33 protein-coding genes are annotated in these 26,567 nt (G+C 71.6%); 19 read left to right on the top strand and 14 right to left on the bottom strand.

Features of this window, described 5'->3' with window-relative positions; translation table 11 throughout:
* The 3 genes from tnpA to carA all read right to left on the bottom strand — a co-directional run bounded on the left by tnpA (position 1) and on the right by carA (position 2,779).
* Positions 1–405, bottom strand: coding sequence for an IS200/IS605 family transposase (gene tnpA / locus EXE41_RS04400; RefSeq protein WP_137690383.1), 405 nt, complete (start codon positions 403–405; stop codon positions 1–3).
* Between the two features lie 236 nt (positions 406–641).
* Positions 642–1,529, bottom strand: a complete 888-nt coding sequence (surE, locus tag EXE41_RS04405; protein WP_137690384.1) for a 5'/3'-nucleotidase SurE — start codon at positions 1,527–1,529, stop codon at positions 642–644.
* A 188-nt stretch (positions 1,530–1,717) separates the two neighbouring features.
* On the bottom strand, positions 1,718–2,779 hold the full coding sequence (carA, locus tag EXE41_RS04410; RefSeq protein ID WP_086216423.1) for a glutamine-hydrolyzing carbamoyl-phosphate synthase small subunit: 1,062 nt from the start codon (positions 2,777–2,779) through the stop codon (positions 1,718–1,720).
* A gap of 96 nt (positions 2,780–2,875) precedes the next feature.
* Between carA and EXE41_RS04415 the strand changes: the two genes are divergently transcribed.
* Entirely contained in the window at positions 2,876–3,289 is a 414-nt protein-coding gene (locus EXE41_RS04415) for an Lrp/AsnC family transcriptional regulator (RefSeq protein ID WP_006114390.1), read from the top strand.
* Between the two features lie 64 nt (positions 3,290–3,353).
* On the opposite strand, the gene icd is transcribed toward EXE41_RS04415, so the two are convergent.
* From icd to EXE41_RS04430, 3 genes are all read right to left on the bottom strand, one after another.
* Positions 3,354–4,616 (bottom strand): isocitrate dehydrogenase (NADP(+)), encoded by a 1,263-nt coding sequence (gene icd, locus EXE41_RS04420; protein WP_137690385.1) that lies wholly within the window; start codon positions 4,614–4,616, stop codon positions 3,354–3,356.
* 156 nt (positions 4,617–4,772) lie between these two features.
* Positions 4,773–5,777 carry a glycosyltransferase gene (locus EXE41_RS04425; RefSeq protein WP_086219225.1) on the bottom strand — a complete coding sequence of 335 codons (1,005 nt, stop codon included), beginning with the start codon at positions 5,775–5,777 and terminating at the stop codon, positions 4,773–4,775.
* 57 nt (positions 5,778–5,834) lie between these two features.
* Positions 5,835–7,364 carry an HTTM domain-containing protein gene (locus tag EXE41_RS04430; RefSeq protein ID WP_137690386.1) on the bottom strand — a complete coding sequence of 510 codons (1,530 nt, stop codon included), beginning with the start codon at positions 7,362–7,364 and terminating at the stop codon, positions 5,835–5,837.
* A gap of 122 nt (positions 7,365–7,486) precedes the next feature.
* Between EXE41_RS04430 and EXE41_RS04435 the strand changes: the two genes are divergently transcribed.
* Positions 7,487–8,425, top strand: a complete 939-nt coding sequence (locus EXE41_RS04435) for an isoaspartyl peptidase/L-asparaginase (RefSeq protein WP_137690387.1) — start codon at positions 7,487–7,489, stop codon at positions 8,423–8,425.
* Positions 8,426–8,480: 55 nt separating this feature from the next.
* Here EXE41_RS04435 and EXE41_RS04440 read toward each other — a convergent pair whose 3' ends face one another.
* Positions 8,481–8,996, bottom strand: coding sequence for a hypothetical protein (locus EXE41_RS04440; RefSeq protein WP_137690388.1), 516 nt, complete (start codon positions 8,994–8,996; stop codon positions 8,481–8,483).
* A 195-nt stretch (positions 8,997–9,191) separates the two neighbouring features.
* Between EXE41_RS04440 and cofD the strand changes: the two genes are divergently transcribed.
* From cofD to EXE41_RS04480, 8 genes are all read left to right on the top strand, one after another.
* The gene (gene cofD / locus EXE41_RS04445) at positions 9,192–10,244 is read left to right on the top strand and encodes a 2-phospho-L-lactate transferase (RefSeq protein WP_137690389.1); all 1,053 of its coding nucleotides are present in this window, start codon (positions 9,192–9,194) and stop codon (positions 10,242–10,244) included.
* On the top strand, positions 10,241–11,095 hold the full coding sequence (locus tag EXE41_RS04450) for a tRNA-dihydrouridine synthase (RefSeq protein ID WP_137690390.1): 855 nt from the start codon (positions 10,241–10,243) through the stop codon (positions 11,093–11,095). Before cofD ends, EXE41_RS04450 begins: the two co-directional genes overlap by 4 nt.
* Before the next feature lie 47 nt (positions 11,096–11,142).
* The gene (locus EXE41_RS04455) at positions 11,143–12,144 is read left to right on the top strand and encodes a triphosphoribosyl-dephospho-CoA synthase (RefSeq protein ID WP_086216432.1); all 1,002 of its coding nucleotides are present in this window, start codon (positions 11,143–11,145) and stop codon (positions 12,142–12,144) included.
* A complete protein-coding gene (locus EXE41_RS04460) occupies positions 12,141–12,776 on the top strand; it encodes a DUF447 domain-containing protein (RefSeq protein WP_137690391.1) in 636 nt (211 codons plus the stop codon). The genes EXE41_RS04455 and EXE41_RS04460 overlap by 4 nt, the downstream gene beginning before the upstream one ends.
* 104 nt (positions 12,777–12,880) lie before the next feature.
* Positions 12,881–13,075 (top strand): 30S ribosomal protein S17e, encoded by a 195-nt coding sequence (locus EXE41_RS04465; RefSeq protein WP_049930279.1) that lies wholly within the window; start codon positions 12,881–12,883, stop codon positions 13,073–13,075.
* Between the two features lie 83 nt (positions 13,076–13,158).
* Positions 13,159–14,394, top strand: coding sequence for a tripartite tricarboxylate transporter permease (locus EXE41_RS04470; RefSeq protein WP_137690392.1), 1,236 nt, complete (start codon positions 13,159–13,161; stop codon positions 14,392–14,394).
* Positions 14,395–14,515: 121 nt separating this feature from the next.
* On the top strand, positions 14,516–14,695 hold the full coding sequence (locus tag EXE41_RS04475) for an HVO_2753 family zinc finger protein (protein WP_049930276.1): 180 nt from the start codon (positions 14,516–14,518) through the stop codon (positions 14,693–14,695).
* A 1-nt stretch (position 14,696) separates the two neighbouring features.
* Entirely contained in the window at positions 14,697–14,963 is a 267-nt protein-coding gene (locus EXE41_RS04480; RefSeq protein ID WP_049930274.1) for an elongation factor 1-beta, read from the top strand.
* Between the two features lie 98 nt (positions 14,964–15,061).
* Here EXE41_RS04480 and EXE41_RS04485 read toward each other — a convergent pair whose 3' ends face one another.
* The gene (locus EXE41_RS04485; RefSeq protein WP_049930273.1) at positions 15,062–15,499 is read right to left on the bottom strand and encodes a DUF5809 family protein; all 438 of its coding nucleotides are present in this window, start codon (positions 15,497–15,499) and stop codon (positions 15,062–15,064) included.
* 36 nt (positions 15,500–15,535) lie between these two features.
* Positions 15,536–15,991: a DUF5810 domain-containing protein gene (locus tag EXE41_RS04490; RefSeq protein ID WP_049930271.1), complete on the bottom strand. Its 456-nt coding sequence runs from the start codon at positions 15,989–15,991 to the stop codon at positions 15,536–15,538.
* Positions 15,992–16,173: 182 nt separating this feature from the next.
* On the opposite strand from EXE41_RS04490, the gene EXE41_RS04495 reads away from it, so the two are divergent.
* From EXE41_RS04495 to EXE41_RS04515, 5 genes are read left to right on the top strand one after another with little or no spacing between them, the layout of a single operon-like run.
* Positions 16,174–17,418: a translation initiation factor IF-2 subunit gamma gene (locus EXE41_RS04495; protein WP_049930268.1), complete on the top strand. Its 1,245-nt coding sequence runs from the start codon at positions 16,174–16,176 to the stop codon at positions 17,416–17,418.
* A 1-nt stretch (position 17,419) separates the two neighbouring features.
* The gene (locus EXE41_RS04500) at positions 17,420–17,881 is read left to right on the top strand and encodes a DUF188 domain-containing protein (RefSeq protein WP_049930267.1); all 462 of its coding nucleotides are present in this window, start codon (positions 17,420–17,422) and stop codon (positions 17,879–17,881) included.
* Between the two features lie 21 nt (positions 17,882–17,902).
* Complete coding sequence (locus tag EXE41_RS04505; RefSeq protein ID WP_137690393.1) at positions 17,903–18,478, top strand: DNA-directed RNA polymerase; 576 nt, start codon at positions 17,903–17,905, stop codon at positions 18,476–18,478.
* Positions 18,478–18,675: a transcription elongation factor subunit Spt4 gene (gene spt4 / locus EXE41_RS04510; protein ID WP_006114409.1), complete on the top strand. Its 198-nt coding sequence runs from the start codon at positions 18,478–18,480 to the stop codon at positions 18,673–18,675. Before EXE41_RS04505 ends, spt4 begins: the two co-directional genes overlap by 1 nt.
* 28 nt (positions 18,676–18,703) lie before the next feature.
* Positions 18,704–19,342, top strand: a complete 639-nt coding sequence (locus EXE41_RS04515) for a GTP-dependent dephospho-CoA kinase family protein (RefSeq protein WP_137690394.1) — start codon at positions 18,704–18,706, stop codon at positions 19,340–19,342.
* 32 nt (positions 19,343–19,374) lie between these two features.
* Here EXE41_RS04515 and EXE41_RS04520 read toward each other — a convergent pair whose 3' ends face one another.
* Positions 19,375–19,959: a hypothetical protein gene (locus EXE41_RS04520; protein ID WP_049930263.1), complete on the bottom strand. Its 585-nt coding sequence runs from the start codon at positions 19,957–19,959 to the stop codon at positions 19,375–19,377.
* Positions 19,960–20,108: 149 nt separating this feature from the next.
* Between EXE41_RS04520 and EXE41_RS04525 the strand changes: the two genes are divergently transcribed.
* The 4 genes from EXE41_RS04525 to EXE41_RS19860 all read left to right on the top strand — a co-directional run bounded on the left by EXE41_RS04525 (position 20,109) and on the right by EXE41_RS19860 (position 22,820).
* Entirely contained in the window at positions 20,109–20,414 is a 306-nt protein-coding gene (locus EXE41_RS04525; protein ID WP_049930261.1) for a 30S ribosomal protein S24e, read from the top strand.
* A 9-nt stretch (positions 20,415–20,423) separates the two neighbouring features.
* Positions 20,424–22,166 (top strand): bifunctional N(6)-L-threonylcarbamoyladenine synthase/serine/threonine protein kinase, encoded by a 1,743-nt coding sequence (locus EXE41_RS04530; protein WP_086216082.1) that lies wholly within the window; start codon positions 20,424–20,426, stop codon positions 22,164–22,166.
* 113 nt (positions 22,167–22,279) lie between these two features.
* Positions 22,280–22,582: a DUF5808 domain-containing protein gene (locus EXE41_RS04535; protein ID WP_049930257.1), complete on the top strand. Its 303-nt coding sequence runs from the start codon at positions 22,280–22,282 to the stop codon at positions 22,580–22,582.
* 103 nt (positions 22,583–22,685) lie between these two features.
* Positions 22,686–22,820, top strand: coding sequence for a hypothetical protein (locus tag EXE41_RS19860; RefSeq protein WP_004597316.1), 135 nt, complete (start codon positions 22,686–22,688; stop codon positions 22,818–22,820).
* Here the strand turns inward: EXE41_RS19860 and EXE41_RS04540 are convergent.
* From EXE41_RS04540 to pyrH, 4 genes are all read right to left on the bottom strand, one after another.
* A complete protein-coding gene (locus tag EXE41_RS04540; RefSeq protein WP_137690395.1) occupies positions 22,804–23,715 on the bottom strand; it encodes a sensor histidine kinase KdpD in 912 nt (303 codons plus the stop codon). The genes EXE41_RS19860 and EXE41_RS04540 overlap by 17 nt on opposite strands.
* A 105-nt stretch (positions 23,716–23,820) precedes the next feature.
* Positions 23,821–24,084 (bottom strand): hypothetical protein, encoded by a 264-nt coding sequence (locus EXE41_RS04545; protein ID WP_049930252.1) that lies wholly within the window; start codon positions 24,082–24,084, stop codon positions 23,821–23,823.
* Positions 24,085–25,812, bottom strand: coding sequence for a lysine--tRNA ligase (gene lysS / locus EXE41_RS04550; protein WP_086216084.1), 1,728 nt, complete (start codon positions 25,810–25,812; stop codon positions 24,085–24,087).
* A complete protein-coding gene (gene pyrH / locus EXE41_RS04555) occupies positions 25,809–26,528 on the bottom strand; it encodes a UMP kinase (RefSeq protein ID WP_049930250.1) in 720 nt (239 codons plus the stop codon). The genes lysS and pyrH overlap by 4 nt, the downstream gene beginning before the upstream one ends.
* Positions 26,529–26,567: the final 39 nt, after the last annotated feature.

A 26,567-nucleotide genomic window follows, 5' to 3' on the forward strand; every position in this document is an offset into this window, starting at 1 on the left:
CTACTCGCGTTGGTTCTCGACGTACTGTTTCAGCACATCCAGCGATACCTGCCCCGTCGAGATGAGGCAGTATGAGTCGTTCCAGAACGAGTCGCCCCACAGTTCGGTCTTCAGTTCGTCCGCGTACTCGTTGCGGATACGGCGGGCAGTCGCGCCCTTGACCGTGTTGATGAATTTCACGAGGTCTGTGGTCGGCTTCGCTCGGAAGAGGATGTGTACGTGGTCGTCCTCGCCGTCGAGGTTCGTCAGTTCGACACCGTAGTTGTCCGTGAACCCGCTGATGACCTCGTGAATGAATTGGGTTCGCTCCTCGGTTAGCACTCCGCGCCGATACTTTGTGGTGAGTATCAGGTGGTAGTACAGGGAATACGTCGAGTGCGCTCCCGAGTCGAGGTCGTACTCCATTGGGTTCTGTCAATTCTATGCTACCCTACTGTGAAAACGTTGTGATTACGTGGGCCTGTGGGCCTGCTACCGAATCGTGTGTGAGAACTGTGCGGCGCTGTATCCCCTCCCTGCTCGCGCCTCCCGTTCGGTCGGCGCTCGCTGAGGAAGGGGGCTTAGCGCCTCAATTCAGCTAAATCGGCAGACCGCGCCGCTGAAGCGGTCGATAGTGATCGTACTCCGACCGACGACCGCCGTTAATCGGCTCCCGTCTCTGCGCCTCGGACCGGCTCGACGAGTTCGCCCGCCTTTTCGCCCGCGACGGCGCGCGAACTCGACAGCGGGGAGATGGTCACTTCGCCCTCCACGGCCGCGCGGCGGTCCGACCCGGGATCGTCCGCCACGTCGCCGCGCAGGAACTCCCGCCAGAAGCGGTCCCGCAGCTCCATCCCCATCTCGCCGCGGCGCTCGCCGAACTCCCAGCCCTCGGGGACGTTCTCGTCGTCGGGTCCCTCCTCGCCCGGGCGGAACTCGATCACGTCGAAGCCGCGGGCGGGCTCGGTCAGCCGGTAGGTGGGGTCCTCCGCGGCCTCGTCGTCCGCCGCCGGGACGTTGACGTTCAACACGTCGGCGCCGAACGGGAGTTCGAGGGCGCCGTCGCCGGCGTCGCGTTCGGCGCGGTCGATCAGGTCGGCGACGACCTCGCCGGCGACCGCGAAGTCGCCGTTGTCGAGCGTCGGCGGCACGGGGAGGTTCCCGCGGTCATACAGCGACACGGCGATCGCGGGCGTGCCGAGGAACGAGGCCTCCATCGCGGCGCCGACGGTGCCGGACTGCCCGAGGATGTGCGCGCCGATGTTCGGGCCGTGGTTGCAGCCGGAGACGACCACGTCGGGGTCGAGCCCGAGCGCCACGTCCGCGACCGCGACGCAGTCCGCGGGAGTCCCCTCGACCGCGTAGCCGCGGTCCGTCTCGGTGTAGTCGACCGTCGTGTCCCACCACGAGCGCGCGCCGCCGACGCCGGACTGGTTCGTCGCGGGCGCGACGACCGTCACGTCGTGGTCGCGCGAGAGCGCGTCCGCGAGCGCCTGAAGCCCGACGGCGTCGATCCCGTCGTCGTTGGTGAGCAGGATCTCGGTTGGCATACGACGGTGTGCGGGGGGACGGGAGAAAACGTCGCCGGTCCACGGCGAGGGGCGCGGAGACCGAAGGACGGACCGAGAGGTGAGAGCGGAGAGCGAAGACGGCGTCGCGAGCGCCGACCGGGTGGTACTCCGAGTGGTCAGTCAGAGGGCGTCGGAACCGCCGGGAGCGGGGAGGGCGGACCGTCGGCTCAGTCGGCCGCGACGCGGCGCGACGAGGTCGCCAGGTCGAGCACTTCGTCGAAGAAGCCGAGCGAGTCGTGCGGCCCGGGGTTCGCCTCGGGGTGGTACTGGCGGGTGATCACGTCGAGATCCTCGCTGTCGAGTCCCTCGACGGTGTCGTCGTTGACGTTCACCTGCGTCACCTCCAGTGGGCCGGTGTCGTCGACCGTGTAGCCGTGGTTCTGGGTGGTCATCACGACCTTGTCGGTGCGGAGGTCCTTCACCGGCTGGTTGACGCCGCGGTGGCCGAACGCCATCTTCTCGGTCGAGCCGCCGAGCGCGCTCGTGATCACCTGCTGTCCGAGGCAGATGCCGGCCATCGGCAGGTCGCCGGCGAACTCGTCGACGACCGCCTGGGCCGCGACGAAGTTCTCCGGGTCGCCCGGGCCGTTCGAGACGAAGAGCACGTCGGGCCCGACGGCGGCCACGTCCTCGGGGGTCGCGTCGTACGGGAGCACGTGGACGTCCGCGCCGCGGTCGGTGAGCGAGGAGATGATCGATCCCTTGGCGCCGCAGTCGAGGAGGGCCACGTCGGCGTCGCCGCCCCCCTCGTGGACGGTCGGCTCCGCGACGGACACCTGCGCGCCGATATCGACGTGGTCGCTCATCGGCTTACACGCCTCCATCGCTTCGACGGCGTCCTCGGCGGTCGCGTCCGGGCCGGCGGCGATCCCGCAGGCCATCGCGCCCTCCTCGCGGACGGTGGTGACGATTTCGCGGGTGTCGACGTGGTCGACGGCCGGAACGCCTTCCGCGGCGAGCCAGTCGGCGACGTCGTCGGTCATCTCGCGGGCGACCGCCGCGTTCGGCCGGACCGATTCGGACTCGAACCGCTCGGTTCGGACGCCGTAGTTCCCGATGAGGGGGTACGAGAAGGTGAGGATCTGTTCGGCGTAGGAGGGGTCGGTGAGCGACTCCTCGTAGCCGGTGTACGCGGTCGTGAACACTAGTTCGCCGCGGGTCCGCCCCGGCGCACGGGCGCGCGCTTCGAGCACGCGACCGTCGGCCAGCGCGATGTAGGCGTCCGACATTACGAGAAACGTACGCGTAAAGGATAATAAATGCGTCGTTCGAAGGTTAGTTACGATATTCGTAACGGGTAAGTCGGCGGACCGAGACGGATCGGTATGGACGACCTCGACAGACGGATCCTCTCGATCCTGCGACGGGACGCGCGGACCCCGTACACGGAGATCGCGGACCGGGTGGGGACCTCCGAGGGGACCGTGCGCAACCGCGTCGACCGGATGACGGATGAGGGCGTGATCGAGCGGTTCACGGTCACGACCCGCACCGGCAACGTGAAGGCCATGATCGAGATCTCGGTGGAGATGAACGTCAACACGGACGCGGTCGGCCAGCGGATGGTGGAGTGGGAAGAGGTCGACTTCGTCTGGCAGGTGTCCGGCGAGGAGGACGTCGTCCTCGTCGTCGACGCGGTCGACACGCGCGCGGTCAACGAACTGATCACGCAGGCCCGCGAGATGGACGAGGTCAAGTCGACGAAGACGCGGCTCATCCTCGACGAGCGGTTGGGATAGGCGGGGACGCAGCGACGATTTGGAGAGAAGAGGAGTCGTTGACCGCGGGGTCGACGACGGAGCCTTACGCCAATTCGTCGATCTTGTCGACGACGGCGTCCGCGAACTCGCTGGTGGCGAGCTTCTCGCCGCCCTCGATCTGCCGGTGGAGGTCGTAGGTGACCTTGCCCGAGGCGATGGTCTCCTCGACAGCGTCGCGCACGAGGTCCGCGGCGTCGGACCAGCCGAGGTAGTCGAGCATCTCGCGGCCCGAGAGGATCATCGCGGTGGGGTTCACCTTGTCCTCGCCGGCGTACTTGGGCGCGGAGCCGTGGACGGGCTCGGCGAGACAGCGACCGTGACCGCGGTTGATGCCGGGCGCGATGCCGAGGCCGCCGATCTGCGCGCCGGCGGCGTCGGACATGTAGTCGCCGTTGAGGTTCATCGTCGCGATGACGGAGTACTCGTCGGTGCGGGTCAGCAGCTGCTGGAGCATGTTGTCCGCGATGCGGTCTTTCACGACGAGGGTGCCCTCCGGCTGCTCGCCGTCGTGCTCCTCCCAGAGCTGGTCTTCGGTGATCACGTCGTCGCCGTACTCCTCCTCGGCGACCTCGTAGCCCCAGTCGCGGAAGGCGCCCTCGGTGAACTTCATGATGTTCCCCTTGTGGACGAGGGTGACCGAGTCGCGGTCGTTGGCGAGCGCGTAGTCGACGGCCTCGCGGATGAGGCGCTTCGAGCCGAACTCGGAGATGGGCTTGACGCCGATGCCGACCGGACCGTCGTGGATGACGTCCGCGATGCCCATGTCGTCCTCGAGGAAGTCGCGTACCTGCTCCGCGCTCTCGGTGCCGGCCTCCCACTCGACGCCGGCGTAGACGTCCTCGGTGTTCTCGCGGAACGTGACCATGTCCATCTCCCCGGGGCTCTTGACGGGGGACGGGACGCCCTCGAGGTGGTAGGTGGGACGGACGTTCGCGAACAGGTCGAGCGTCTTGCGGAGGGCGACGTTCAGCGAGCGGAAGCCGGCGCCGACGGGGGTCGTCAGCGGGCCCTTGATCGCGACGCGGTGGTCGCGGATGGCCGAGACGGTGTCCTCGGGGAGGTTCTCGTCGTACTTCTCGCGGGCGCTGGCACCGGCGTAGACGCGCATCCACGAGATGGATCGGCCGGTCGCTTCCGCGGCGGCGTCGAGCACCTGCTGTGCGGCCGGCCCGACGTCGGTGCCGATTCCGTCGCCGTGGATGATCGGGATGATGGGGTTCGACGGCACGTTCAGCTCGCCGGTCTCCTCGTCGGCGAGCGTGATCGCTTCGCCGTCGTCAGGGACATCGACTTTATCGTAACTCATGAACGTTCGACGATTTCCGTGGCCCCCTAAAGTGGTTGCCGTTTTCGGCGTGAGCGTCGCGCTCGCAGCCTTTGCCGGTTCTCGCCGCGGGCGCTCTCGCAGTCTCTCCCGTTCTCACCGCGGGCGGCCCCGACGCCTCCCCGCGGTGTCCCGCGGTCAGATCGGCTCGACCTCGACGTCGAACAGCGACCGCCAGCGGTAGCGGCGCCCGCCCCAGACGAACGTCCGGCGGGCGAACGCGTACGCCATCAGCGGGGGCGCGATCAGCACGCCCGGCGCGGCGAGCAGGAACGTCGCGCGCCGGATCCCGAACCGGGCGTACGCTGCCCCGGCGAGGGCCGTGACGAGCGTCACCCCGGCGACCGGCGCGAACAGGCAGAGCGCCGCCATCGAGACGCCGAAGGCGGCGTTGAACGCGGTCGCCCCAGGGGCGTGGTACCGGGTGATCGTCAGGAAGCGGACGAACCGCTCCAGCGAGTCCCGGGCCGACCCGCCCGCCCGGACGTACCGCGTCCGGTCGACCGACGCCACGTCGAGGTGGTCGGTGAGCGTCCCGTCGTCGCTGACCGTCCGCAGGAGGTCCCGGCGGAACGCCGCCTCCCCGTCGCGGAGGTCCTCGCGCTCGAATATTACCGCGCCGCCCCACGCGACGCCGGCCGCGAACACCGCGAGCGTCCCGCCGATCACGTACGCGGGTTCGAACAGGCGAGCCAGCGGGTCGAGCCCGACGAACACCGGGACCTCCGTGGTGGGCCCCTGCCGGTCGTAGTCGGCGTCGAGCGTCGCCAGCCAGTCGGGCGGATGGCGGAAGTCGTCGTCCGTCCAGGCGATCCGGTCGTTCGCGGCCGCCGCCATCCCGGCGGCGATCGCGTTGGCCTTGCCGGAACACCCCTCCGGTTCGCCGGCGATGACGATCCGGACGCGGGGCGGCAGGTCTCCCCGCCGGTCGGCGACCGGGTCGTCCGGGGAGTCGCAGATCACGAGGAGTTCGTCGGCGTCCGCGTCGTCGTCGGCCGCGCCGCTCGCCTCACCGCCGAGCGCCTCGGACCCGCGGAGCTGGGCCGCCACCTCGTCGCAGGCGTCGGTCCAGCGGACGGTCGGGAGCAGGACGGACACCGGCGTCGAGTTTCCCGGCGACGCGGTCGGTTCCGGAGCTGTCACGACAGGGGTATCGGGCGGTCCGAAAGTAAACGTCCGCGATCGAGTCTCGCGCCCCGTTCACGGCGCCGAGCACGAGCGCGTCCCGAGTTCGTCGACCCGCGTCTCCCCGTCCCTCACGTCGACGTCGACGGCCGACACCGTGACCGACCGGATCGCGCCGTCTCCACCCTCGGCGAAGCCCCCCGCCCGGTCGCAGAGGTGCGCGAGCAGCGGGTCGACGCGGGCCGAGTCAGGGTTGTTCGCGAGCGCCGTGAGGAGCTTCCGCCAGCGCGCGGTCGGGTACGCGCGGGCGTCGGAGGGCGGTCGGTCGCGCGCGACGCGGTCGCCATACAGCGCGTCGATCCGGTCGCCGTCGGCGGTCGCGGCGGTCGCCGACACGCGCGCGTCGGTCGAGGGCGGGTTCGGCGCGAACATGGTCCAGCCGCCCTCCGTCGGGTCGGACACCGACGCGACCGCGTCGGGCGTCTCGACGGCCCCGAGCGCCATCCCGTTCCACGCGACGACCGCGACGAGGAGGACCGCGGCGAGGACCGGGATCGCGGCCGCGACTCCCTCGCGGAGGACCCGGAGCGACCGCGAACCGGCCGGTCGTCCCGCGGAGCCGGTCCGACGCTCCGCGAGGCGGCGGAGCCGGTCGGCGGCGGGGGCGACCGCGCGCTCGACGCGGTCCCAGACGAACGGCGGGAAGAAGGGCAGCAGCGAGGTCGCGGAGATCGCGGGGAACACGCCGATCTGTAGCGCGGCGGCCATCGAGAGGTGCGCGGCGACGAACGTCCCCGCGAGCGCGGCCCGGGCCCGGCCGGCGGCCGCGACCAGCAGCGGGGAGGCGACGAGCAGCGCGAGCCAGCCGTAGGTGGCCGCCGAGAGCAGCGCCGGCCACTCCGGGACGAGCCCGCCGAGCGGGCCGTGGAGGTAGGTGAGCCGGAACACGCGCGCGACCGCCTCGCCGCCGGGCCACATCGACCCTCGGAGCTTCTCGACCGCGTTGGCGACGTACACGACGACCGCGAGCGTCAGGAGGAGCGCCGATGCGGGGCCCGCGACGCGGTCGCGGCCGTCGCCGCTGGGCGGGGCCGCGGCATCGGGGGCGCGGCGGCGGACCGCGTCGACCGACCAGCGAGCGCTAAGCGGGCACAGGAGTCCGGCGCCGAGCAGCTGGAGGAGGAGGGTGTCCCCGGCGTTGAGGACGAAGGGGTTCCGCGCCTGAAGCGACGCGAGCAGGAGCAGGGAGGCGACGACCGCGACGCGGGTCCGGTGGCCGACCGCGAGCGCGACGGCGGCGAGCGCGGCGGCGAGGAACAGCAGCGCGACGGCCCACGCCTCGCCGGAGACGGCGTGGAGCGAGAAGCGGGCGCCGAGTGGATACGCATCGGTGAGCGTCGCCCGCGGGAGGACGCCGGCGTCCGTGTAGAAGGCGACGAGGTTCCGCGACCGGAGCGCGAGGTCGACGAGGAGGACGGCACCGAGCGCGATCCGGAACGCGGCGAGCGCGCGGGGGTCAATCCCGAGTCGCCGGCGGAGCGCGGCGCGGAGCCGGGACGCGGCGCGGCGTGGGGCGGCGCCGCCGGCGGAATCGGCCGTCGTCACGATGGCTCCGACTCGCCCAGCGGCGGGAATAGGTCTTGCGGCGGCGGAGCGGGAGGCCGGTCGACCCCAGCGGTCGCCGCCGGCTTCCGGACGCTTATGTGGCCGCCGCGGGAGCCTCCGGTATGCGAGTCATCGTTCACGGCGGCGCCGGCGGCGCCCCGGACGACCCGAAGCCAAGGCAGGCGGTCCTCGACGAGGCGGCCGCGCGCGGCGCCGACGCCGCGACGCCGCTCGACGCGGTGGAGTCGGCGGTCGCCGTCCTCGAATCGGACCCCCGGTTCAACGCGGGCGTCGGCGGCGCGGTCCAGTCCGACGGCGTCGTCCGCACCGACGCGGGCGTGATGACCTCGGACCGCGAGATCGGCGCGGCCTGCTCGATGCCGGGCGTCGAACACGCGGCGAGCGTCGCCCGGATCGTCCGTGACGAGACGCCGCACGTCTTCGTCTCGGGTGAACACGCCGTCGAACTCGCGGCGGAGTTCGGCGTCGAGACGGGCGCCGCCCTGCTCACCGACGAGACGCGGGAGCGATACGAGGCGGAGGACCCGCCGCGGGGCGGCTCGCGGGAGCACCTCGACTGGCTCGCGTCGCGGTTCGGGTCGGGCGACGATCGGGCCGGCGAGCGGCCGGACGACGGCGACGGGACGGGGGTCGAGGCGTCGGGCCGCGCCTCCGATCACGACACCGTCGGCGCGGTCGCGACCGACGGGGAGCGCGTCGCGGCGGTCACCTCGACCGGCGGGCGGTCGTTCGCGCTCGCGGGGCGCGTCGGCGACGTGCCGCAGGTCGGCTCCGGCTTCTTTTGTACCGAGGCCGGCGGGGCGAGCGCGACGGGCGCCGGCGAAGACATCGCGCGGGTGACGCTCTCGCGACGAGCGGTCGGCCACCTCGATGACGGCCTCGGGGCGCAGGAGGCGGCGGACCGGGCGATCGCGGAGTTCGAGGAGCTGACCGGGTCGGGGGCGGGCGTCATCGTCCTCGACCCGACCGCGGCGGGCGCAGACGCGGCCGGGAGCGCGTTCAACACCGAGGGGATGCAGACGAGCGTCGCACACGAATAGCCGCCGGCGAGTCCGGCGCGGCGAGGCGGCGTCCCGGCCGGGCGACGGACCCGCGCTATTCGAGGGCGGTCGCGAGCTTTCGGTTGCGGTTCGTCGTGGGAACGTCGGAGTCGATGAGCTGTCCGCAGGCGTCGACGAACCCGGCGTGACCGACCTCGCCGCAGAGGACGTGGGTTTCCGCCTCGGTGTTGACGTAGACGTCGATCACGTCGCGGTCCGAGTGAGAGAGGAAGTCGCGGGTCGTGTTCCAGCCGCCGACCGCGAACAGCCCGAGGAACGCCGCGAACGCGATCTCGGGGCGGGTCTCGACGCGTCCGGTGTACACCAGCCCGATAGCGCCGACGGTGAGGACGAGCGAGAGGACGAGGAAGAACAGTCCGAGGAACGTGTGCCGGTGGAGGCTCGTGTCCCGCTCGAACTCGACGCTTGTGATATCGCGGACCGGGATCGAGACGGGTTCGTCCGCGGACGGCCGACGGTAGGTGAGTTCCCCGTCGGACGCAGAAAACGAGACCGTGTTTTCTCCGTCGATGACATATTCATCGAGGTGTGCTTCGGTCGTGAAATCCATGAGGGGACAGGACGGTGTCGAGACGGTTCTTTCGGTTCGTCTGATATGTAGCTTTCGACACCTATTGGCGGCTTTCAGCGCCTCCGTCGACTGCCCCCGCGACGGTGACTCGAGGAGACCGCCACTGGTAGCACCGGTCGTAGCTCGTCGCCCGCGGAGGCGAGGATACAAGCCCGACCGTCGCCTTGCGCCGGTATGGTAACCTTCCTCGCCGGGGGGACGGGCACGCCGAAGCTCCTCGACGGCGCGGCCCGGGTGTTCGATCCGTCCGAGACCGCGGTCGTCGCCAACACCGGCGACGACGTCGAGATCGGCGGTCACCTCGTCTGCCCCGACGTCGACACCGTGCTGTTCGCGGGCGGCGGCGTCCTCGACCGCGAGACGTGGTGGGGGATCGACGGCGACACGACCGCGACCCACGAGGAGCTCTCCCGCCTCGCGAGCGCCGCGGGCGACGCGCTCGACGGCGAGCCGGGGACCCCGCGCTACCTCGACGACGCGACGCAGACCGCTGGCCGCGAGATCGCCCGCTGGCGGCGGTTCTCCGCGGTCGGCGAGTTCATGGAGATCGGCGACCGCGACCGCGCGGTCCACCTCACGCGCACGGGCCTGCTCGACGAGGGGAAGTCGCTCACTGAGGCGGTCCGCGTCCTCGCCGCGGCGTTCGACCTCGACGTCGACCTCCTCCCGATGTCCGACGACGCGGTGGCGACGCTGGTCCACACCGAGGGCGGCGAGACCATCCACTTCCAGGAGTACTGGGTCGCGCGCCGCGCCGAGCCCGCGGTCGCCGACGTGGAGTTCCGGGGGGCGGCCGACGCGGAACCGACCGACCCCGCGCTAGCGGCGCTCGCCGATCCGGTCGTGATCGGCCCCTCGAACCCGGTGACGAGCCTCGGCCCGATGCTGGCGCTCCCCGGGTTCGAGCGCGCGCTCCGCGAGACGCCCGTGGTCGCCGTCTCGCCGTTCGTCGGCGACGAGGTGTTCTCCGGCCCGGCCGCGGAGCTGATGGCGGGCGTCGGCCGCGAGCCCTCGACAGCGGGGGTGGCCGAAGCGTACCCCTTCGCGGACGCGTTCGTCCTCGACGACGACGACCCGACCGACCTCGACCGGCACGTCGAGCGCACCGACACGGAGATCGACGGCGTCGACGACGCCGAGCGCGTCGCCCGGGCCTGCGAACGAGCGCTGACGGCGGTCGCCGGCGGCGCGGCGGACGCGGGGGCGCCGCGGGAGGGGGCGGAGTGACCCGGCGCGCCGACGCGGCCGGAGCGTCCGCGGGCGACGATCCGTTCCTCGTCGCCGCGAGCCTCAGCGGCGCGGCCGACAGCGAGTGGGCCCGCGCTGCGGCCGAGCACGTCGACGCCGCGCTACTCGGCGGGGTCGCGCTCGATCCCGCCAGTCGGGCGGCCGCCCGCGATCTCGTCGCGCGCGGGCGATCGGAGTTCCTCCCGACCGACCCGCTCGGGTTCGTCGCCGACCAGATCGACGCGCTCGCCGAGGTTCCGGTCCGGCCGGGAGTCAACGTCCGGAGCGCGGCGCCGGAGCCGGTCCGGGAGGCCGCGCGGATCTGCGCCGACCGCGGCGCGGTCTGCGAGGTCAACGCCCACTGTCGGCAGCCCGAACTGCGCGCGGTCGGCTGCGGCGAGTCGCTGCTCCGCGATCCGGCCCGGTTGACGCGGTACGTCGCCGCCGCGAGCGGGACGGGCGCGACGACGAGCGTGAAGGTCCGCGCCGAGGTGCCCGGCGTCGACCTCGTCGCCGTCGCGGAGCGCGTCGCGAGCGCGGGCGCGGACTGGCTCCACGTCGACGCGATGGACTCGGAGGCGGTGATCGCGGACCTCGCAGCGGCGGTCGACGCGGCATCCGAGGGCGGAGACCGCCTCGCCGACCTGACAGTCGTCGCCAACAACGGCGTCCGAGGCCGCGAGACGGTCGCCGAATACGCCGCGCACGGGGCCGACGCGGTGAGCGCGGGGCGCCCGACAGAGGACCCGCCGGTCCTCGCGCGCGTCGCGGACGCTGTCGATGAGTGGCGGGCGGGATCGCTGCGGGAGCGCGCCGGCGAAGCGGATCCCGGGCCGGAGGTGCGGCCGTGAGCGGTGACGAGCGCCCGACAGGAGATGCGACGAAACCGGCGGAAGACGTGACGCCGAGCGGGGCGACAGACCCCGTCGACGACGCGACGCTCGCGCTCCTGGTGGAGGTGGCCGGCACGCCGAAGCCCGGGAACGTGGACCGCCGCCGCGACCTCGACGACCTCCGGTTCGAGGCGTTCCTCGGCGGCGCGGTCGGCGCCCGGCCGGGGCTCGAACTGGCTGCCGAGACCGACGGCGGCGTCGCCGAGCGGCCCGCGGTCGGCGCGGCCTTCGAGCGGGCCGTGGAGGGGATGGCCGCACGCGCCGGCACGAACACCCAGTTCGGCTGTCTCCTGCTGCTCGTCCCGCTGGTGCGGGCGGCTGCGGACCCCGACCGCGAGCTCTCCCCCGCCGGCGTGGACGCGGTCTGTCGGTCGACGACCGTCGACGATGCGGTCGCGTTCTACCGGGTGTTCGAGGTCGTCGACGTCGCGGTCGACGACCCGCCGGAGGGCGCGGCCGACCTCGACGTGCGCCGCGGGGGCGCCGCCGAGCCCGCGCTCCGCGAGCGCGAGGCGACGCTTCGGGACGTGCTCGCGCTGTCAGCGGACCCGGTCGACGCTGGGGCGGCGGGCGGCTCGGCCGCCTCTGACCGCGTCCCGGACCGCAACGCGGCGGAGTGGGTCGAGGGGTTCCCGCGGACGTTCCGCGCGGCCGAGTGGATCCTGACGGACGAGGGGCCGCTGGCCGACCGGGCGGCGCGGGCGTTCCTCGGGCTGCTCGCCGCGGAGCCGGACACCCTCGTCGCGTCGACTCGGGGGGCGGAGACGGCCCGCGAGGCGAGCGCGCGGGCGAGAGAGATCCTGTATCCGGACGGCAGCGACCCGAGCGACCCCGTCGGAGACGTCTCCGCGGTCGACGCCGAGGCCGTTCACGGCGCCGACCTCGACGCCGCGGAGTCGCTGGCGGCGGCGTTCGTCGCCGAGGGGATCAACCCCGGCACGACCGCCGACCTCACCTGCGCGGCGCTGTTCGTCGCGCTCCGGCGCGGCGCGGAGGTGGCGCCGTGAGCGATGGAGCGCCGGACGGGGGGCCCGTCGGCGTAGCCCCGGACGGGTGGCCGGTGCCGCTCCGGGGCGTCACGGAGTCGGTGGTGACGACGCGCGGGCCGAACGACCGGTGGAACGTCGCTGCGCTCGGAGTTCACGCCCCGGACGAGCCGGACGAGCCGGTCACCGCGCGCACCTACGGCCGCACCCGGACGTGGCGGAACTTCGCCGAGCGCGGGGGCGGCGTGGTCCAGTTCACCGTCGACCCGCGGACGTTCGTCGACGCGGCGCTGACGGTCCGGGAGACGGACGACCCTGTCCTCCCGAGCGCCGACGCGTGGGTCGAGGTGCGCGCGGAGGAGGTCGCGGCCGAGACCGAGGGCGAGACCACGATCCGGACGTGGGAGCTGTCGCCGGTCGAGTCGGCGGTCGTCGCCGAGCGCGTTCCCACCGTCAACCGGGGGTTCGGCGCGGTCGTCGACGCGACGGTGGCCGCCTCGCGGCTGGACGTGCCGTCGTTCGACACGGCCGAGCTGCTCGACCGGCTCCGCTACTTCGCCGACGTGGTGGAGCGCTGCGGCGGGCCGGCCGAGCGCGAGGCGTTCGATCGCATCGACGAGGCGACCGGGTGGCGCGAGCGCGACGGCGAGTGACGGGGCGGGAGCGACCGAGGCTCGCTTCGGCCGCCGGGAGCGCGCCTCGCGGCCGCTCGCGGCGGAACGAACCCTTTTAGTTCGGGCCGCCGGTACCGCTCGGTATGGCCATCAAACCCAAGTACATCAAACAGCTCGGGAACCTCCTGCTGGAGCAGTATCCCGACTCGTTCAACGCGGACTTCGAGACGAACAAGGAGAGCGTCACGGCGCTGACGACCGTCGAGTCGAAGGGCGTCCGTAACCGGATCGCCGGCTACGTCACCCAGAAGAAGTCGCAGGCGGCGCAGAACGCGTAACCGCTCGGTTCGAATCGTCCGGTTCTGCCGACGAGTCCGACCGTCCGACCGCTTAAGTCCGGAGCCGCGGCCACGCCGCCTCGATGGACGCGCTCGTGCGGCCGACGGTCGACCCGGCGTTCGCGGCCGGGGCGCTCGCCTTCCTCCTCGCCGGGGTCGCGCTCGGGACCGCGAGCGGGCTGGTCCCGGGGCTCCACGCCAACAACTTCGCGCTGCTCTTGGCCGGGTTCGCACCGTCGGTACCCGCCGATCCGCTGTTCGTCGGGGTCGCGATGCTCGGCGCCGGCGTCGTCCACTCGTTCCTCGACATCGTCCCCGCGCTCGCGCTGGGCGTCCCCGACGCCGCGACCGCAGTCGCCGCGCTTCCCGGTCATCGGTTGGTGATCGCGGGGCGGGGGAGAGAGGCGGTCCGCCTCTCCGCCGTCGGCTCCGGGCTGGCGGTCGCGCTCGCGGTGCCGCTGGCGGTCCCGATCACGTGGCTCATGATCCGGTGGTACCCGACGCTGCGGGCGCACCTCCCGCTGCTGCTCGGCGCCGTCGTCGTCGCGCTCGTCCTGACGGAGTCGTCGCGGCGGGCGGCGGTCGGCGGACTCGTCGCCTTCCTCGCGAGCGCCGCGCTCGGCCTCGCGACGCTCGACGCCGACCCCGCGGCCCCGCTGTCGACCGGCGGCGTCCTCGCGCCGCTCTTCGCCGGGCTGTTCGGCGTTCCGGTCCTCGTCGACGCGCTCGGCGGCGACGGCGTCCCGCCGCAGGCCGACCCGCAGATCGCGATGGACGCGCGCGACCTCGGAACGAGCGCCGGTGCCGGCTCGCTCGCCGGCGCGGTGGTCGGCTACGTGCCGGGCGTGTCGGCAGCCATCGCCGCCGTGGCCGCGATGCCGGCGGTGCCCTCCGAGTCGGTCGACCGCGGGTTCGTGGTGGCGACGAGCGGCGCGAACACCGCGAACACGATCTTTGCGCTGTTCGCGCTGGTCGCGCTCGGGACGCCGCGCACGGGCGTGACCGTGGCGATCGACCGCGCTGGCGTGCCGTTCGCGCTCCCGTTGCTGCTCGTCGCGGCCGCGACCGCGGCGTGTTTCGGGTTCGCGCTGGTCGTGCTCGTCGGCGACCCGTACCTCCGGATCGTCGGGAACGCCGACTACACCCGGCTCTCTGTCGGCGTGTTGGGGCTGCTCGCGCTCGTTTCGTACGCGTTCGCCGGGGCGTTCGGCGTCGGCGTCCTGATCGTCGCCGGCGTGCTGGGGCTCGCCCCGCCCAGGGTCGGCGCGCGGCGCGTCCACCTGATGGGCGTGTTGATCGGACCGCTGATCGCCGGGTGAGACGTCGCGGAGACCGCGGCGGGACGCGGCGGCTCGCCCGAGCAGCGGCACGGTACCGTCACGCACGGAGGGTTCCGAGGCAAAGAACAACGGTTAAAAGTCGCGGCCGGTAGGTACGTGTATGAGCCAGAGCGACTCTCAAGCCACCCCGCAGTGCGTCTCCTGTGGGATTCAGGTGTCCGGGATGAACGCCGCGCAGTTCTCCTGCCCGGACTGCGGCGCCACCATCTACCGGTGCGCGAAGTGCCGGAAGCAGAGCAACCTCTACGAGTGCCACGACTGCGGCTTCCGGGGGCCCTGAGATGGGCGACGTCGCCGCCAAGATCAAGGTCATGCCGAACAGCCCCGAGGTCGACCTCGACGAGCTACAGGACCGGCTGGAGGAGGTCCTCCCCGAGGGCGCGAAGATCCGCGGCTTCGAGCGCGACGACGTCGCGTTCGGGCTGGTCGCGCTCCTGCCGACCGTCATCGTCCCCGACGGCGCCGGCGGCACCGAGGCCGTCGAGGAGGCGTTCTCGCAGGTCGAGGACGTCGAGTCCGTCAACGTCGAGAACGTCGGTCGCCTGTAAGGCCGGGGCCGCCGTTCGGACGGCACCCGCGGTCCGGGTTTTGCGGTTTCCGTTCCGCTCGGAGAGCCGCCGCTCCGGCGTTCGTGTCGGTCGGCCGATTACCGCCCTGACTCGTAGAACTCCTCGCGGTACACGCGCCCGAAGGCGTTGCGCCGGAGGGTGCTGGCCGCCGCGTCCGGCTCCTCTTGGTACGTCGCCGCGACGACGGTGTCCGCGAAGGGAATCGGGTGCCAGACGACGTTGTCGACGCTGTCGGAGCCGATCCGTACGACCGCGTCCTCGTCGAACTCGCTGTCGGCGAGCCACGCGTCGAACTCGTCGCCCTCGCCGACGTGGACCGCGAGCAGCTCGGCGAACGTCGCGTCGCGGGCGGTTCGGATCACCTCAGGGGTGACGCGCTCGTCGTACTCGTCGGCGCCGAACGACATCGCCTTCGTCGCCTCGCGGACGACCACCTGCGCGACCGGACCGACCTCCTCGTACCGTTCGAGCGCCTCGGCGCGCGTCTGGGGGGCGAACGTGCCTCTGGTCTCCATGGACACGATTGACCGGGGGCGGGCAAGGGCGTTCCGCTACGCGTCGGGGTCGGGGTCGGCGGAATCGGACTCCTCATCGGCGTCGTCTGCGGCCGCGTTTCTGGTCATCTCGCGCGCCTCGCGGAGCGCTTCGGCGACCGCTGGGTCGTCGACTGCGTCGGGGTCCGGGACGCCGGCCCCGGAAGCGGGGTCGGCGTGGCCGTGGTCGTGAGCGTGGTCTGAGGGAGCCGCGTCCCCGCCCGACCCCATTCCGACGTCCGGGCGGCCTCGGGGGACCGTGTCCTCGAACACCTCGTCGTACTCGGCGTCGTCGGCGTGCGGCGTCACCTCGGCCGCGAGTTCCGCCGGTTCGCGGTCGCTCCAGTCGTCGACGCGTTCGTCGAGCCACGCCTCGTGGTCGCCGCCGTGGAGCATCGCCGTGAACGCGAGGTGATGCGCGAGGTGTTCGCCGTCGCGCTGCGGGGTGTCGCAGACGGGGCACGCGTATCCCATGTCGGTCGAAGATTCGCGGGTGAGCCGTAAAGCCGCGTCGAAGGTGGAGCGCCCCGCGCCGAACGGCGACCGCTCGCGACCTCGCCCTGGGTCGTCGCGCGCGCTGACGCCACTATAACAGCAACTTTATCACTCGCACGGGGCGAAATTCGCATAAGACTACTCCGTTAGGAGGTCCAACAGTGACTGAAGCCAACACACAACCGGAGGTGAACATCGGTCTCGTCGGTCACGTCGACCACGGGAAGACGACGCTCGTACAGGCGTTGTCCGGCTCGTGGACCGACCAGCACAGCGAGGAGATGAAACGCGGCATCTCGATTCGGCTGGGGTACGCGGACGCGACGTTCCGGCGCTGCCCCGGCGTCGACGAGCCCGAGTGTTACACCGTCGACGAGGAGTGCGAGGACGGCTCCGAGAGCGAACCGATCCGAACGGTGTCGTTCGTCGACGCGCCGGGCCACGAGACGCTGATGGCGACGATGCTCTCGGGCGCGTCGATCATGGACGGGGCGGTCCTGGTCGTGAGCGCGACCGAGGATGTCCCGCAGGCCCAGACGGAAGAGCACCTGATGGCGCTCGATCTCATCGGGATCGAGAACATCGTCATCGCGCAGAACAAGGTCGACCTGGTGAGCCGAGACCGCGCCGTCGACAACTACGAGCAGATCCAGGAGTTCGTCGAGGGAACCGTCGCGGAGGACGCGCCGATCGTCCCCGTCTCGGCCCAGCAGGAGGTCAACCTCGACCTGCTCATCGACGCGGTCGAGTCCGAGATCCCGACGCCGGACCGCGACCCGGGCGAGAGCGCCCGGATGTACGCCGCCCGCTCGTTCGACATCAACCGCCCCGGCGCGACCGCCGAGGACCTGAAGGGCGGCGTCGTCGGCGGATCGCTCGTCAGCGGCGAGCTGTCGGTCGGCGACGGGCTGGAGATCCGACCGGGGCGCGAGGTGGACGAGGAAGGCCAGACGGAGTGGCGGCCGCTGGAGACGACCGTCCGGTCGCTCCAAGCCGGCAACCGCGACGTCGACACCGCCCACCCGGGCGGCCTCCTCGGCGTCGGCACCGGGCTCGACCCGAGCCTGACGAAGGGCGACGCCCTCGCCGGCCAGGTCGCCGGCGAGCCGGGGACGCTCCCCCCGACCCGCGAGGAGTTCGAGATGACGGTCGACCTGCTCGAGCGCGTCGTCGGCAAGGAGGACGACGAGAGCGGCGAGAGCGACATCGAGGAGATCAGCACCGGCGAGCCCCTGATGCTCACGGTCGGTACCGCGACGACGGTCGGCGCGGTGACGAGCGCGCGCGACGGTGAGTGCGAGGTGAGCCTCAAGCGGCCCGTCTGCGCCGAGGAGGGCGCACAGATCGCGATCAACCGGCGCGTCGGCGCGCGCTGGCGGCTCATCGGCGTCGGAACGCTCACGTAGCGTGGCCGACGACGCCCCCGCAGACGGTCCCGACGCGACGCCCGCGGACGACGACCGCGCAGAGGGGCTCGGGGGAAGCGGCGTTCCCGTCGTCGCGCTCGACGCGAGCGCGCTGATGGCGCCGGTCGAGGCCGACCTGCGGCTGTTCGAGGAGTTGGATCGGCTCCTCGGCGGCTACGAGACCGTGGTGCCGGCGGCGGTCCTGGCGGAGCTCGACGGGCTTCAGGCCGGGAACGGCGCGGAGGCGACCGCGGCGAGCGTGGGCGCGGACCTCGCGGAGCGGGCGGAGGCGGTGGAGACGGACGAATCGTACGCCGACGACGCGCTCGTCGCCTTGGCCGCGGCCGGCCGGGTCGACGCCGTCGTCACCAACGACGGCCCCCTCGCGAAACGGGTGCTGGCGGCGGACGCACCAGTAATCGGTTTAAGGGGTCGGAACACACTGGCGATAACGGAACCCTAGCGGCCGCGGACAACCAACAACATGTACAAACGAGTTCGACTCAAGGACACGGTCGAGGTCCCGCCGAAGCACTTGGCGGACGTCACCGACGAGCGGGTGAAAGCCCTGCTTCAGGACAAGCTGGAAGGACGGATGGACGAGGACGTCGGCAGCGTCGTGAGCGTCATCGAGGTTCACGACATCGGCGAGGGGGCGGTGTTACACAACCGGCCCGGCGTCTACTACGAGGCGGAGTTCGACGCGCTCACCTACGACCCCGACATGCAGGAGGTCGCCGACGGAACCGTCGTCGAGACGGTCGAGTTCGGCGCCTTCGTCGGGATCGGACCGGTGGACGGGCTGCTCCACGTCTCGCAGATCACCGACGAGTACCTCACGTTCGACGGCGCGAACCAGCAGCTCGCCTCGTCGGACTCCGACAAGACGCTCGGGGTCGACGACGCGGTGCGCGTCCGCGTCGTCACCAAGAGCATCGACGAGCGCAACCCCCGGGACTCGAAGATCGGGCTCACGGCGAAACAGCCCGGCCTCGGGAAGCACGGCTGGCTCGAAGGGCAGCGGAAGCACCGCGAACAGACCGGTGAGGAGGCCGACTGATGGCCGAGGACCGCCTGGCGTGCCGGGAGTGTCACCACGTCAACGACCCGGACGCTCAGACCTGCGCGCTCTGCGGGTCGTCGTCGCTGACGGAGGACTGGGCGGGCTACGTCATCATCACCAAGCCCGAGGACAGCGATATCGCCGAGGAGATGAACGTCTCCGAGGCGGGCGCGTACGCGCTCAAGGTGCGGTGACCCAACGCCGCGCCGCCGGACGAAGCCGATGAGCGACCCGCTCCTCACCCTCCCCGAATCGCTCCGCGACGCTTTCAAGGAGCCGCTGGGACCGGTGACGACGGACGCCGGCGCGCTCTTGGAGGCCGTCGACGAGGCCCGCGAGCGACGCGGCTCGTCCGCGGGGGGACCGCCGCAGCTGATCGCGGTCGGCGACGTGGTCACCTACCACCTTCGAGAGGCCGGCCGCGTTCCGGACGTGGCGTTGGTCGACGGGAAGACGGAGCGCGAGGCGGTCCGCGAGGAGATCGAGACCGCGCTCGCGGCGACGGAGGAGCGGCGGATCGCGGTCGAAAACCCGGCCGCGGCGCTGTCAGCGGCGCTGCTCGACGCGCTCGCCAAGGCGCTCGCGGCGGACGAGCCGGTGACGATCGAAGTGACCGGCGAGGAGGACCTGGCGGCGCTGCCGGCGATGCTCGCGGCCCCGGTCGGGTCCACCGTCGTCTACGGACAGCCCGGCGAGGGGATGGTCCGCGTCGCGGTCACGCCCGAAGCCCGGCGACGGGCTCGGGAACTGTTCGAGGGGCTCGCCGGCGACACTGCGGCCGGCTACGACGCCCTCGGCGTCGAGCTGAGTGAGAGCGACGATGGTGGCCCGGACGGGAGAGATCCGACGGATCCGGCGTGACGGCCGCCCGAGCGACGCGGCCTCGACCGGCGTCACTCGCCGTCGACCGCGACGACGGTCGCCGTGAGGACCCCGAGACCGGCGATCAGTCCGGCCGCCGTCGCTAGCAGGGGCGTCGTCGGAATCGCTCCCATGGAGAGGTACGGCTCGACGCCGTTGCGGCGGAGCGCTTCGAGGGCCTCGACGCCCCAGTGCCCGCTCGCCAGCAGGACCAAGCCGACGCCGACGCCGAGTCCGCCGGTGACGAAGCCGATCCCGGTCAGCGCGTCCTCGAGGGCGAGGAACGTCCAGACCTGGTCGTCGCTCGGTTCGGGACCGCGCGCGAGCCGGCGCTGGAGCGCGACGAGCCCGAGGCCGGCTCCGCCGGCGGCGACCGTCCCCGCCAACACGACTGCCACGACGCCGAGGTGGGCGGCGAGCGGCGGCCCGGAGAAGTTCGCCTCGCGGACGGCCGGGGGGAGGGTCGCGACGAGCGGGCCCGTCAGTGCCCCGAAGAGAGCCAGCGTCCCGCAGATCCGGGCCTTTCGGACGGGGGACAGCGGGACGACGACGTTCGCCGCCCGAGTGAGTTCGTACTGCGACCGGTCGGTAGGGTCGAATCGGGTGTCATCTGACATCCGCGTGGTAACGGTACGCACGCACCGGAGGGGGGAAACCCTGACGCCGAACAGTGTGTCTCGTCGGCGGTCGGTCCGGAGTTCGGCGGCGACACCCCCGCTTCGAAATCCTTTTACAGCTTTCGAGGGGATATACGCCTAACTGAACCATGGACGTCGATATCATCTCCGAGGAGGAGAACCCGATGCTGCACCGCACGGACATCCGTTTCGAGACGACCCACGAGGAGGCCACGCCCTCCCGACTGTCGGTCCGCGACTCGCTGGCGGCGAAGCTCGACAAGGACTCCGAGGAGGTCGTCGTCCACGAGCTCGACACGAAGTTCGGCATGCGCAAGACGGTCGGCTACGCGAAGGTGTACGACTCCGCGGCCGACGCGCTGGATGTCGAGCAGGACCATATGCTCGAGCGCAACAAGATCGGCGGCGACGAGGCGGACGCCGAGGAAGCGTAACTCCGCCGGATGCGCGTTCTCGGCATCGAGGGTACCGCGTGGTGCGCGAGCGCCGCGCTGTACGACGCCGAGGCCGACTCAGTTCTCATCGAATCAGACCCATACGAGCCGGATAGCGGCGGCATTCACCCGCGCGAGGCCGCCGAACACATGTCGGAGGCGATCCCGGAGGTGGTCGATAGCGTCCTGACCGCCGCCGAGGAGCGACACGGTCCGGACGCGGTCGACGCGGTCGCCTTCTCTCGCGGCCCCGGGCTCGGTCCCTGCCTCCGGATCGTCGGGACCGCGGCGCGGTCGCTCGCCGGGACGCTCGGCGTCCCGCTCGTCGGCGTCAACCACATGGTGGCACACCTCGAGATCGGTCGCCACCGCTCCGGCTTCGACAACCCGGTCTGTCTGAACGCCTCCGGCGCGAACGCGCACCTGCTCGGTTACCACGACGGGCGGTACCGGGTCCTCGGCGAGACGATGGACGCCGGAGTGGGCAACGCGATAGACAAGTTCACGCGCCACGTCGGGTGGAGCCACCCCGGCGGACCGAAGGTGGAGTCGGCGGCCGCCGAGTTCGCGACGGGCGCGGGCGAGGTCGGCAGCGAGGGGGAAGGGACCGGAGGCGAGGAGGGGTCGGCCGCCGAGACCGACCTCCTCGATCTCCCCTACGTGGTCAAGGGGATGGACTTCTCGTTTTCGGGGATCAGCTCGGCCGCCAACGACGCCGCGGACAGCGGCGTCCCCGTCGAGGAGATCTGCTTTTCGCTCCAGGAGCACGTGTTCGCGATGCTGACGGAGGTCTCGGAGCGCGCGCTGTCGCTGACCGGCGCGGACGAGCTCGTGTTGGGCGGCGGCGTCGCACAGAACGACCGGCTGCGGGAGATGTTGGCGACGATGTGCGAGGCCCGCGGCGCCGACTTCCACGCGCCGGAACCGCGATTCCTCAGGGACAACGCCGGGATGATCGCCGTGTTGGGCGCGAAGATGGCCGCCGCCGGGGACACCGTCCCGATCGCGGAGTCCGCGGTCGACCCGAGCTTCCGGCCGGATCAGGTGCCGGTGACGTGGCGAGACGGGGAGTCGGTCGCGCGCGGACGCGGGGGGACCGAGTCGCGAAGCGCGGCGCGCGACGCGGAGGCGGACCGCCGCGGCGCGGAGGCGACCGTGACGGTCGAGGGGACGGACGGCGACCGGCGCGTGGTCAAGCGACGGGTGCCGAAGTCGTACCGACACCCCGAACTCGACCGGACGATCAGGCGCGACCGGACCGTCGCGGAGGCCCGGCTGACGAGCGAGGCGCGGCGCGCTGGCGTGTCGACGCCGCTCGTGTACGACGTCGACCTCGCGGAGGCGACGTTGACGCTCCAGCACGTCGGGGAGCGCGACCTCGCGGCCGCCCTCGACGAGGGGACGGCGGAGGCCGTCGGTCGCCACCTCGCGCGGCTCCACGGCGCCGAGATGGTCCACGGCGACCCGACGACGCGGAACGTTCGGGTGTCGAAGCGCGGCGAGCGCACGGAACGCGACGGGCGGTCGAGCCCGCCGCCCGAGACGTACCTCATCGACTTCGGGCTCGGCTACCACACGGGCCACGTCGAGGACCACGCGATGGACCTCCACGTGTTCGAGGGGTCGGTCCGGGCGACCGCGACGGAACCCGGCCCGTTGCTAGCGGCGTTCGAGAGCGGGTACGAGGCCGTCGGCGACGAAGCGGTCCTCGACCGACTCCGAGACGTGGCGGACCGCGGCCGCTACCGGTGACGAACCGCCGGCTCGGCCGGGGTCAGAGCCCTGACCGGCGACGGCCGCAGCGCCGTTCCGATCGGCGCGCCGGGTCGCCACGATTTATGGTGTCGGCCGACAGATAGACTCGTATGGCAGACAAACCGTCTTCGGGAGAGGTTCTCGGGATCCCGTACAACTTCGAGCGGCCGAGCCTCGGTCGACTGCTCTCGTCGTACTGGCAGCCCGGCAAGGGGATGCTCGTCGAGAAGCCGTTCGGCATCGGCTACACGCTGAACCTCGCCAACTGGCGGTCGTGGATCGTCCTCGCGGTCGCCGGCGGGCTCTACTACCAGCAGCAGCAGTCCGGCGGCGCCGACCTGTCCGGCGGTTCCGACGAGGACGCCGCCGACGACGGCGACGGACCGGTCGAAGTGATCGTCGACGACGACTGACGCCGTGCGCGACGGCGGGTGAGAGACGGCACCGCGATCACCGGTTTTCACCGCTGATTCCGCGTCGGTTTCTTTTAAATATCAGCAGGATGAAGGAGAGGTAATGAAAGTCCAGTTCGAGTGCTCGTGTTCGGAGGAGATCTCCGAGTTCACCCGCGGCGAGACGAGCCGGGGAGTCCACGTCGAATGCGGGAACTGCGGCGCAGTGTACGCCGTGACGATCACCGAGTTGGAGTAGCGGGCGGCGACGCGGACTCGAATCGGAGCCGGACTGTCGTACCGTCGTCGGTCGCGTCGAACCGGACGGTTCCCCCCTGCGTCTCGCACATCCACTTGACGAGCCACAGCCCGATGCTGCTCGCGTGCGAGAGCGGCGTCTCCTCTTCCGCCTGTAAGACCTCACGCTCGTCGGGGGGAATCCCCGGGCCGTTGTCGATGACCTCCAGACAGGTGGTCGTCCCGTTCTCGCGGATCGTCGCCGTCACGCGGCGCGTCGCGCCGTCGTTGTGGGTGACCGCGTTCTCGAACACCTCGCGGATCGGGAACTCGACGGTGTCGTCCGCGCGGATCCACGCCTCAGAGGGGGTCTCGACGGTGAGCGCGGCGCCGTCGGCGTCGACGACGTCGAGCGCCTCGTGGACCGCGGCGACGAGGTCGACGCGGCCGTCCGGTCGCTCGGGCGACGCGTCCTCGATGACGCGGAGCTTCTCGCTTATCTCGACGATGTCGTCGGTCGTCTCCCGGACCGTCTCCAAGCACTCTCGACTCCGCTCGTCGTCGATCCGGTCGGCCAGCAGGTCGGTGTACCCCCGGATCACGTTGAGATCGTTGCGGACGTTGTGCCGAAACACACGACTCAGAACCTGTATCTGCTGGTTAGAGGTTTCGAGGTTTCGGTGCGCGGTCTCCGCCCGTTGGCGGTGGTGCGTGACCGCTCCATAGAGGAGCCCGCCGGACCCGGCGACGAGTAGCCAGTCCCCGACGAGACGCGTCGGCGTCCACCCGCCCGCGACCCCAATCGTCGACGCGACGGCGAGGTCGACCGCGACCGCGGACGCTGCCGCGATACACAGGTACGCCGCCGTGAGGGCGGTCGCCGACCGCCCGTGGAGTAGGTCCGGAATATATTTCATTTATATCTAATTTAACTCCAAACGAATTTTCCGTTCACGGAACACCTTGACGGCCGACGGCTTAAGTTTTGACCGCCAGTCGGGGAGGCGACCGCGGCGGCGCGGTCACCACGAGGCGCAGTCAGGACAGACGAAGGCGTCGTCGTCGCGCCAGCGGCGGTCGACACGCTCGCCGCACCGGTCGCACTCGGCGCCGTCGGCGTGCCACGTCGAGGTGGCGGTCGCGGGAGCGGCGTCGGTCGCGGGAGCGGCGTCGGTCGCCTCGTCGGGGTCGACGCCGTCACCTTCCGCGTCGTCCGGAGCGCTCTCCGCGGACTCGTCGCCGTCGTCGTCCGCGGCGAAGTCGTCGAGCGAGCGGTCCTCGGTCATCTACGCCTCCCGTCGGAGCCGGTCGACGACGTAGTCGCGCTCCAGCTCGCCGAGGAACTCCCCGAGCCGCGGCCCTTGCGTGTCGTCGAAAAAGAGGCGGTAGCCCGCCGCGAAGAACTCGCTCACCTCGATGTCGTGGTCGCGCGCAGTCTCGTACATCGCCCCTTGGATCTCCTCCCCGTCGTGGCCGGCCGCGACGAAGTCGGCGAGGTCGTCGAGCGCGGCCGCGACGTCTCCGTCGAACTCGACCGCGGGGAGGTCGGTCTGGAGCCGGTAGTCGTACTCGTTCCCCGTCCGCTCGGCCCAGTTCCGCGCCTGCTCGACGCGGGCGAGCGCGGCGTCGACGATGTCGGCGTCGGCGTCGTCCGGGATATGGCCCTCGTCGCGGGCGAGGCGCTCGCGGAAGTCGGGGTCGTCGACCATGCCGAGCACCGCCGCGAACGTGTACGGGAGCCGGATCGGCTTCTCCGTCGGCGGGTCGTCGGGCCGGCCGACGACGAACGGGTAGGCGCGCTCGGCGAAGGCGACCAGATCCGGGTCGTCGACCTCGCCGAAGTAGGCGCGCTCGAACCGGTCGAAGCGGTCGACCAGTTGGTCGAGCCGCTCAATGTCGAGGTCGCGGGCCTTCTTCGGGTGGAGCGCGAAGAAGTAGCGCAACACCTCGGGCTCGATCAGCTCCAGGAGCTCTTGGACCGTGACGACGTTGCCCTCGGAGGAGGAGAACGCGTCGCCGTTGAGCGTGAACCACTCATATACCATCGGCACGGGCGGCTCCTCGCCGAAGACGTTCCGCGCGACGTCGACGCCGGAGGGCCACGACCCCTCCGCGTGGTCCTTACCGAACGGCTCGAAGTCGACGCCGAGGACGCCCCACTGCGCGGGCCACTCCAACCGCCACGGGAGCTTTCCCTCGCGGAACGTCGCGGTGCCCTCGTGGCCGCACCCCTCGATCGTGTTGCCGCCGGCGTCCATGTCGGTACAGACGTAGTCGACGGTCTCGGCCTCTGCGTCGATCGCCGTCACCGTCTCCGTGACCTTGCCGCACTCCGCACAGACCGGGTTGAACGGGACGTACTCGTCGTCAACTTTGTCCTGATACGGGGAGAGCACCTCGCGGACGCGCTCGACGTCGGCGAGTACCGTCCGAATCGCCTCGTCGAAGTCGCCGTCGGCGTACAGATCGGTGTTCGAGAGCATCTCGACCGGGACGTTCAGGCGGTCGGCGTCGGCCTTGAGCAGGCCCGCGAAGTGGGCCGCGTACGACTCGGCCTCGCCGAACGGGTCCGGGATCTCGGTGTACGGCTTCCCGAGGTTGCGGCCGAGCGCGCCCGCGTCGACCTCGCCGAGCCCGACGATCTCGCCGTCCGCGTTCGCCAGCTTGCGCGGGACCTTCCGCAGCGGGTCCTTGTCGTCGGAGGTGAACACCTGCCGGACCTCGTGGCCGCGGTCGCGGAGCACCTCGGCGACGAAGTAGCCGCGCATGATCTCGTTGAAGTTCCCGAGGTGCGCGACGCCGGACGGCGAGACACCGCCCTTGATCACGATCGGCTCGTCGGGGTCGCGGGCCTCGACCTCGTCGGCGACGACGTCGGCCCAGAAGGCGTGGAAGGTCTCGGTCGACTCCTCGGCGGCGTCCTCGCCGTCGTCGAGGGCGGACCCCCCGGAGAGGATGTGCGGGGAGTCGTCGGGGGCGGCGGACGCGTCGTCGGAGGCGTCGTCCGCGCTCATCGTGCCTCCGTCCAGCGGCTCGGTTCGCCGGCGCCCGGGGGGACCACGTCCGTTCCGGTGTGATCGCCGCGCAGCACGGCGTCGACGACGGCGCTCGGGTCGGTCCCGTCGAGCACGATCGACCGGAGTTCGGCCCGGTCGATCAGCTTCGCCGCGAGGAGGTCGACGGGGGCGGACGCGCCGGCGTCGCGGCTCATCGGGAGGACGACCTCGACGAGCTCGGCCGGCGACAGCTCCGCGAACTGCGCCGCGTCGGGGTCGGCGTTGGGGTCGGCGTCGTACACCCCGTCGGCGCTCGTCGCGTACACGAGCAGGTCGGCGTCGACGGACTCGGCGAACGCGGCGGCGACCGCGTCGGTCGTCTGCCCCGGCGTGACGCCGCCCATCACCGACACCTCGTCGCGGCGGAGGGCCGCCGCCGCCTCCTCGGTGTCGACCGCGGGCGCGAGGCTCGCGCGCTCGCCGAGGGCGGCGATCAGCAGCCGGGCGTTGAGCCGGGTCGTCCCGATCCCAAGCCGGTCGAGCTCGACCTCGTTGGCTCCGATCTCGCGGGCCGTCTCGATGTACTCGCGGGCGACGCCGCCGCCGCCGACGACGACCCCGACCTCGCAGCCGTCGGTGACCAGCCGTTCGATCGCCTCGGCGTACGCGGCCACGCGCTCGGGGTCGAGGTCGGGCGCGAGCACGCTCCCGCCGACAGAAACGACGATTCTCATTGCCGAGGAGTACCCCTGTCGCAGTCTTAAGGATTGTCA

This window comes from Halorubrum sp. SD690R (genome assembly GCF_005435035.1).
Taxonomy (GTDB): Archaea; Halobacteriota; Halobacteria; order Halobacteriales; family Haloferacaceae; genus Halorubrum; species Halorubrum ezzemoulense.

Bases quoted from the DNA above. Each gene is read 5' to 3' on its own strand.
- tnpA (WP_137690383.1), bottom strand. From the start codon at position 405: ATGGAGTACGACCTCGACTCGGGAGCGCACTCGACGTATTCCCTGTAC.
- surE (WP_137690384.1), bottom strand. From the start codon at position 1,529: ATGCCAACCGAGATCCTGCTCACCAACGACGACGGGATCGACGCCGTC.
- carA (WP_086216423.1), bottom strand. From the start codon at position 2,779: ATGTCGGACGCCTACATCGCGCTGGCCGACGGTCGCGTGCTCGAAGCG.
- EXE41_RS04415 (WP_006114390.1), top strand. From the start codon at position 2,876: ATGGACGACCTCGACAGACGGATCCTCTCGATCCTGCGACGGGACGCG.
- icd (WP_137690385.1), bottom strand. From the start codon at position 4,616: ATGAGTTACGATAAAGTCGATGTCCCTGACGACGGCGAAGCGATCACG.
- EXE41_RS04435 (WP_137690387.1), top strand. From the start codon at position 7,487: ATGCGAGTCATCGTTCACGGCGGCGCCGGCGGCGCCCCGGACGACCCG.
- EXE41_RS04440 (WP_137690388.1), bottom strand. From the start codon at position 8,996: ATGGATTTCACGACCGAAGCACACCTCGATGAATATGTCATCGACGGA.
- cofD (WP_137690389.1), top strand. From the start codon at position 9,192: ATGGTAACCTTCCTCGCCGGGGGGACGGGCACGCCGAAGCTCCTCGAC.
- EXE41_RS04465 (WP_049930279.1), top strand. From the start codon at position 12,881: ATGGCCATCAAACCCAAGTACATCAAACAGCTCGGGAACCTCCTGCTG.
- EXE41_RS04470 (WP_137690392.1), top strand. From the start codon at position 13,159: ATGGACGCGCTCGTGCGGCCGACGGTCGACCCGGCGTTCGCGGCCGGG.
- EXE41_RS04475 (WP_049930276.1), top strand. From the start codon at position 14,516: ATGAGCCAGAGCGACTCTCAAGCCACCCCGCAGTGCGTCTCCTGTGGG.
- EXE41_RS04480 (WP_049930274.1), top strand. From the start codon at position 14,697: ATGGGCGACGTCGCCGCCAAGATCAAGGTCATGCCGAACAGCCCCGAG.
- EXE41_RS04485 (WP_049930273.1), bottom strand. From the start codon at position 15,499: ATGGAGACCAGAGGCACGTTCGCCCCCCAGACGCGCGCCGAGGCGCTC.
- EXE41_RS04490 (WP_049930271.1), bottom strand. From the start codon at position 15,991: ATGGGATACGCGTGCCCCGTCTGCGACACCCCGCAGCGCGACGGCGAA.
- EXE41_RS04505 (WP_137690393.1), top strand. From the start codon at position 17,903: ATGTACAAACGAGTTCGACTCAAGGACACGGTCGAGGTCCCGCCGAAG.
- spt4 (WP_006114409.1), top strand. From the start codon at position 18,478: ATGGCCGAGGACCGCCTGGCGTGCCGGGAGTGTCACCACGTCAACGAC.
- EXE41_RS04515 (WP_137690394.1), top strand. From the start codon at position 18,704: ATGAGCGACCCGCTCCTCACCCTCCCCGAATCGCTCCGCGACGCTTTC.
- EXE41_RS04520 (WP_049930263.1), bottom strand. From the start codon at position 19,959: ATGTCAGATGACACCCGATTCGACCCTACCGACCGGTCGCAGTACGAA.
- EXE41_RS04525 (WP_049930261.1), top strand. From the start codon at position 20,109: ATGGACGTCGATATCATCTCCGAGGAGGAGAACCCGATGCTGCACCGC.
- EXE41_RS04530 (WP_086216082.1), top strand. From the start codon at position 20,424: ATGCGCGTTCTCGGCATCGAGGGTACCGCGTGGTGCGCGAGCGCCGCG.
- EXE41_RS04535 (WP_049930257.1), top strand. From the start codon at position 22,280: ATGGCAGACAAACCGTCTTCGGGAGAGGTTCTCGGGATCCCGTACAAC.
- EXE41_RS19860 (WP_004597316.1), top strand. From the start codon at position 22,686: ATGAAAGTCCAGTTCGAGTGCTCGTGTTCGGAGGAGATCTCCGAGTTC.
- EXE41_RS04540 (WP_137690395.1), bottom strand. From the start codon at position 23,715: ATGAAATATATTCCGGACCTACTCCACGGGCGGTCGGCGACCGCCCTC.
- EXE41_RS04545 (WP_049930252.1), bottom strand. From the start codon at position 24,084: ATGACCGAGGACCGCTCGCTCGACGACTTCGCCGCGGACGACGACGGC.
- lysS (WP_086216084.1), bottom strand. From the start codon at position 25,812: ATGAGCGCGGACGACGCCTCCGACGACGCGTCCGCCGCCCCCGACGAC.
- pyrH (WP_049930250.1), bottom strand. From the start codon at position 26,528: ATGAGAATCGTCGTTTCTGTCGGCGGGAGCGTGCTCGCGCCCGACCTC.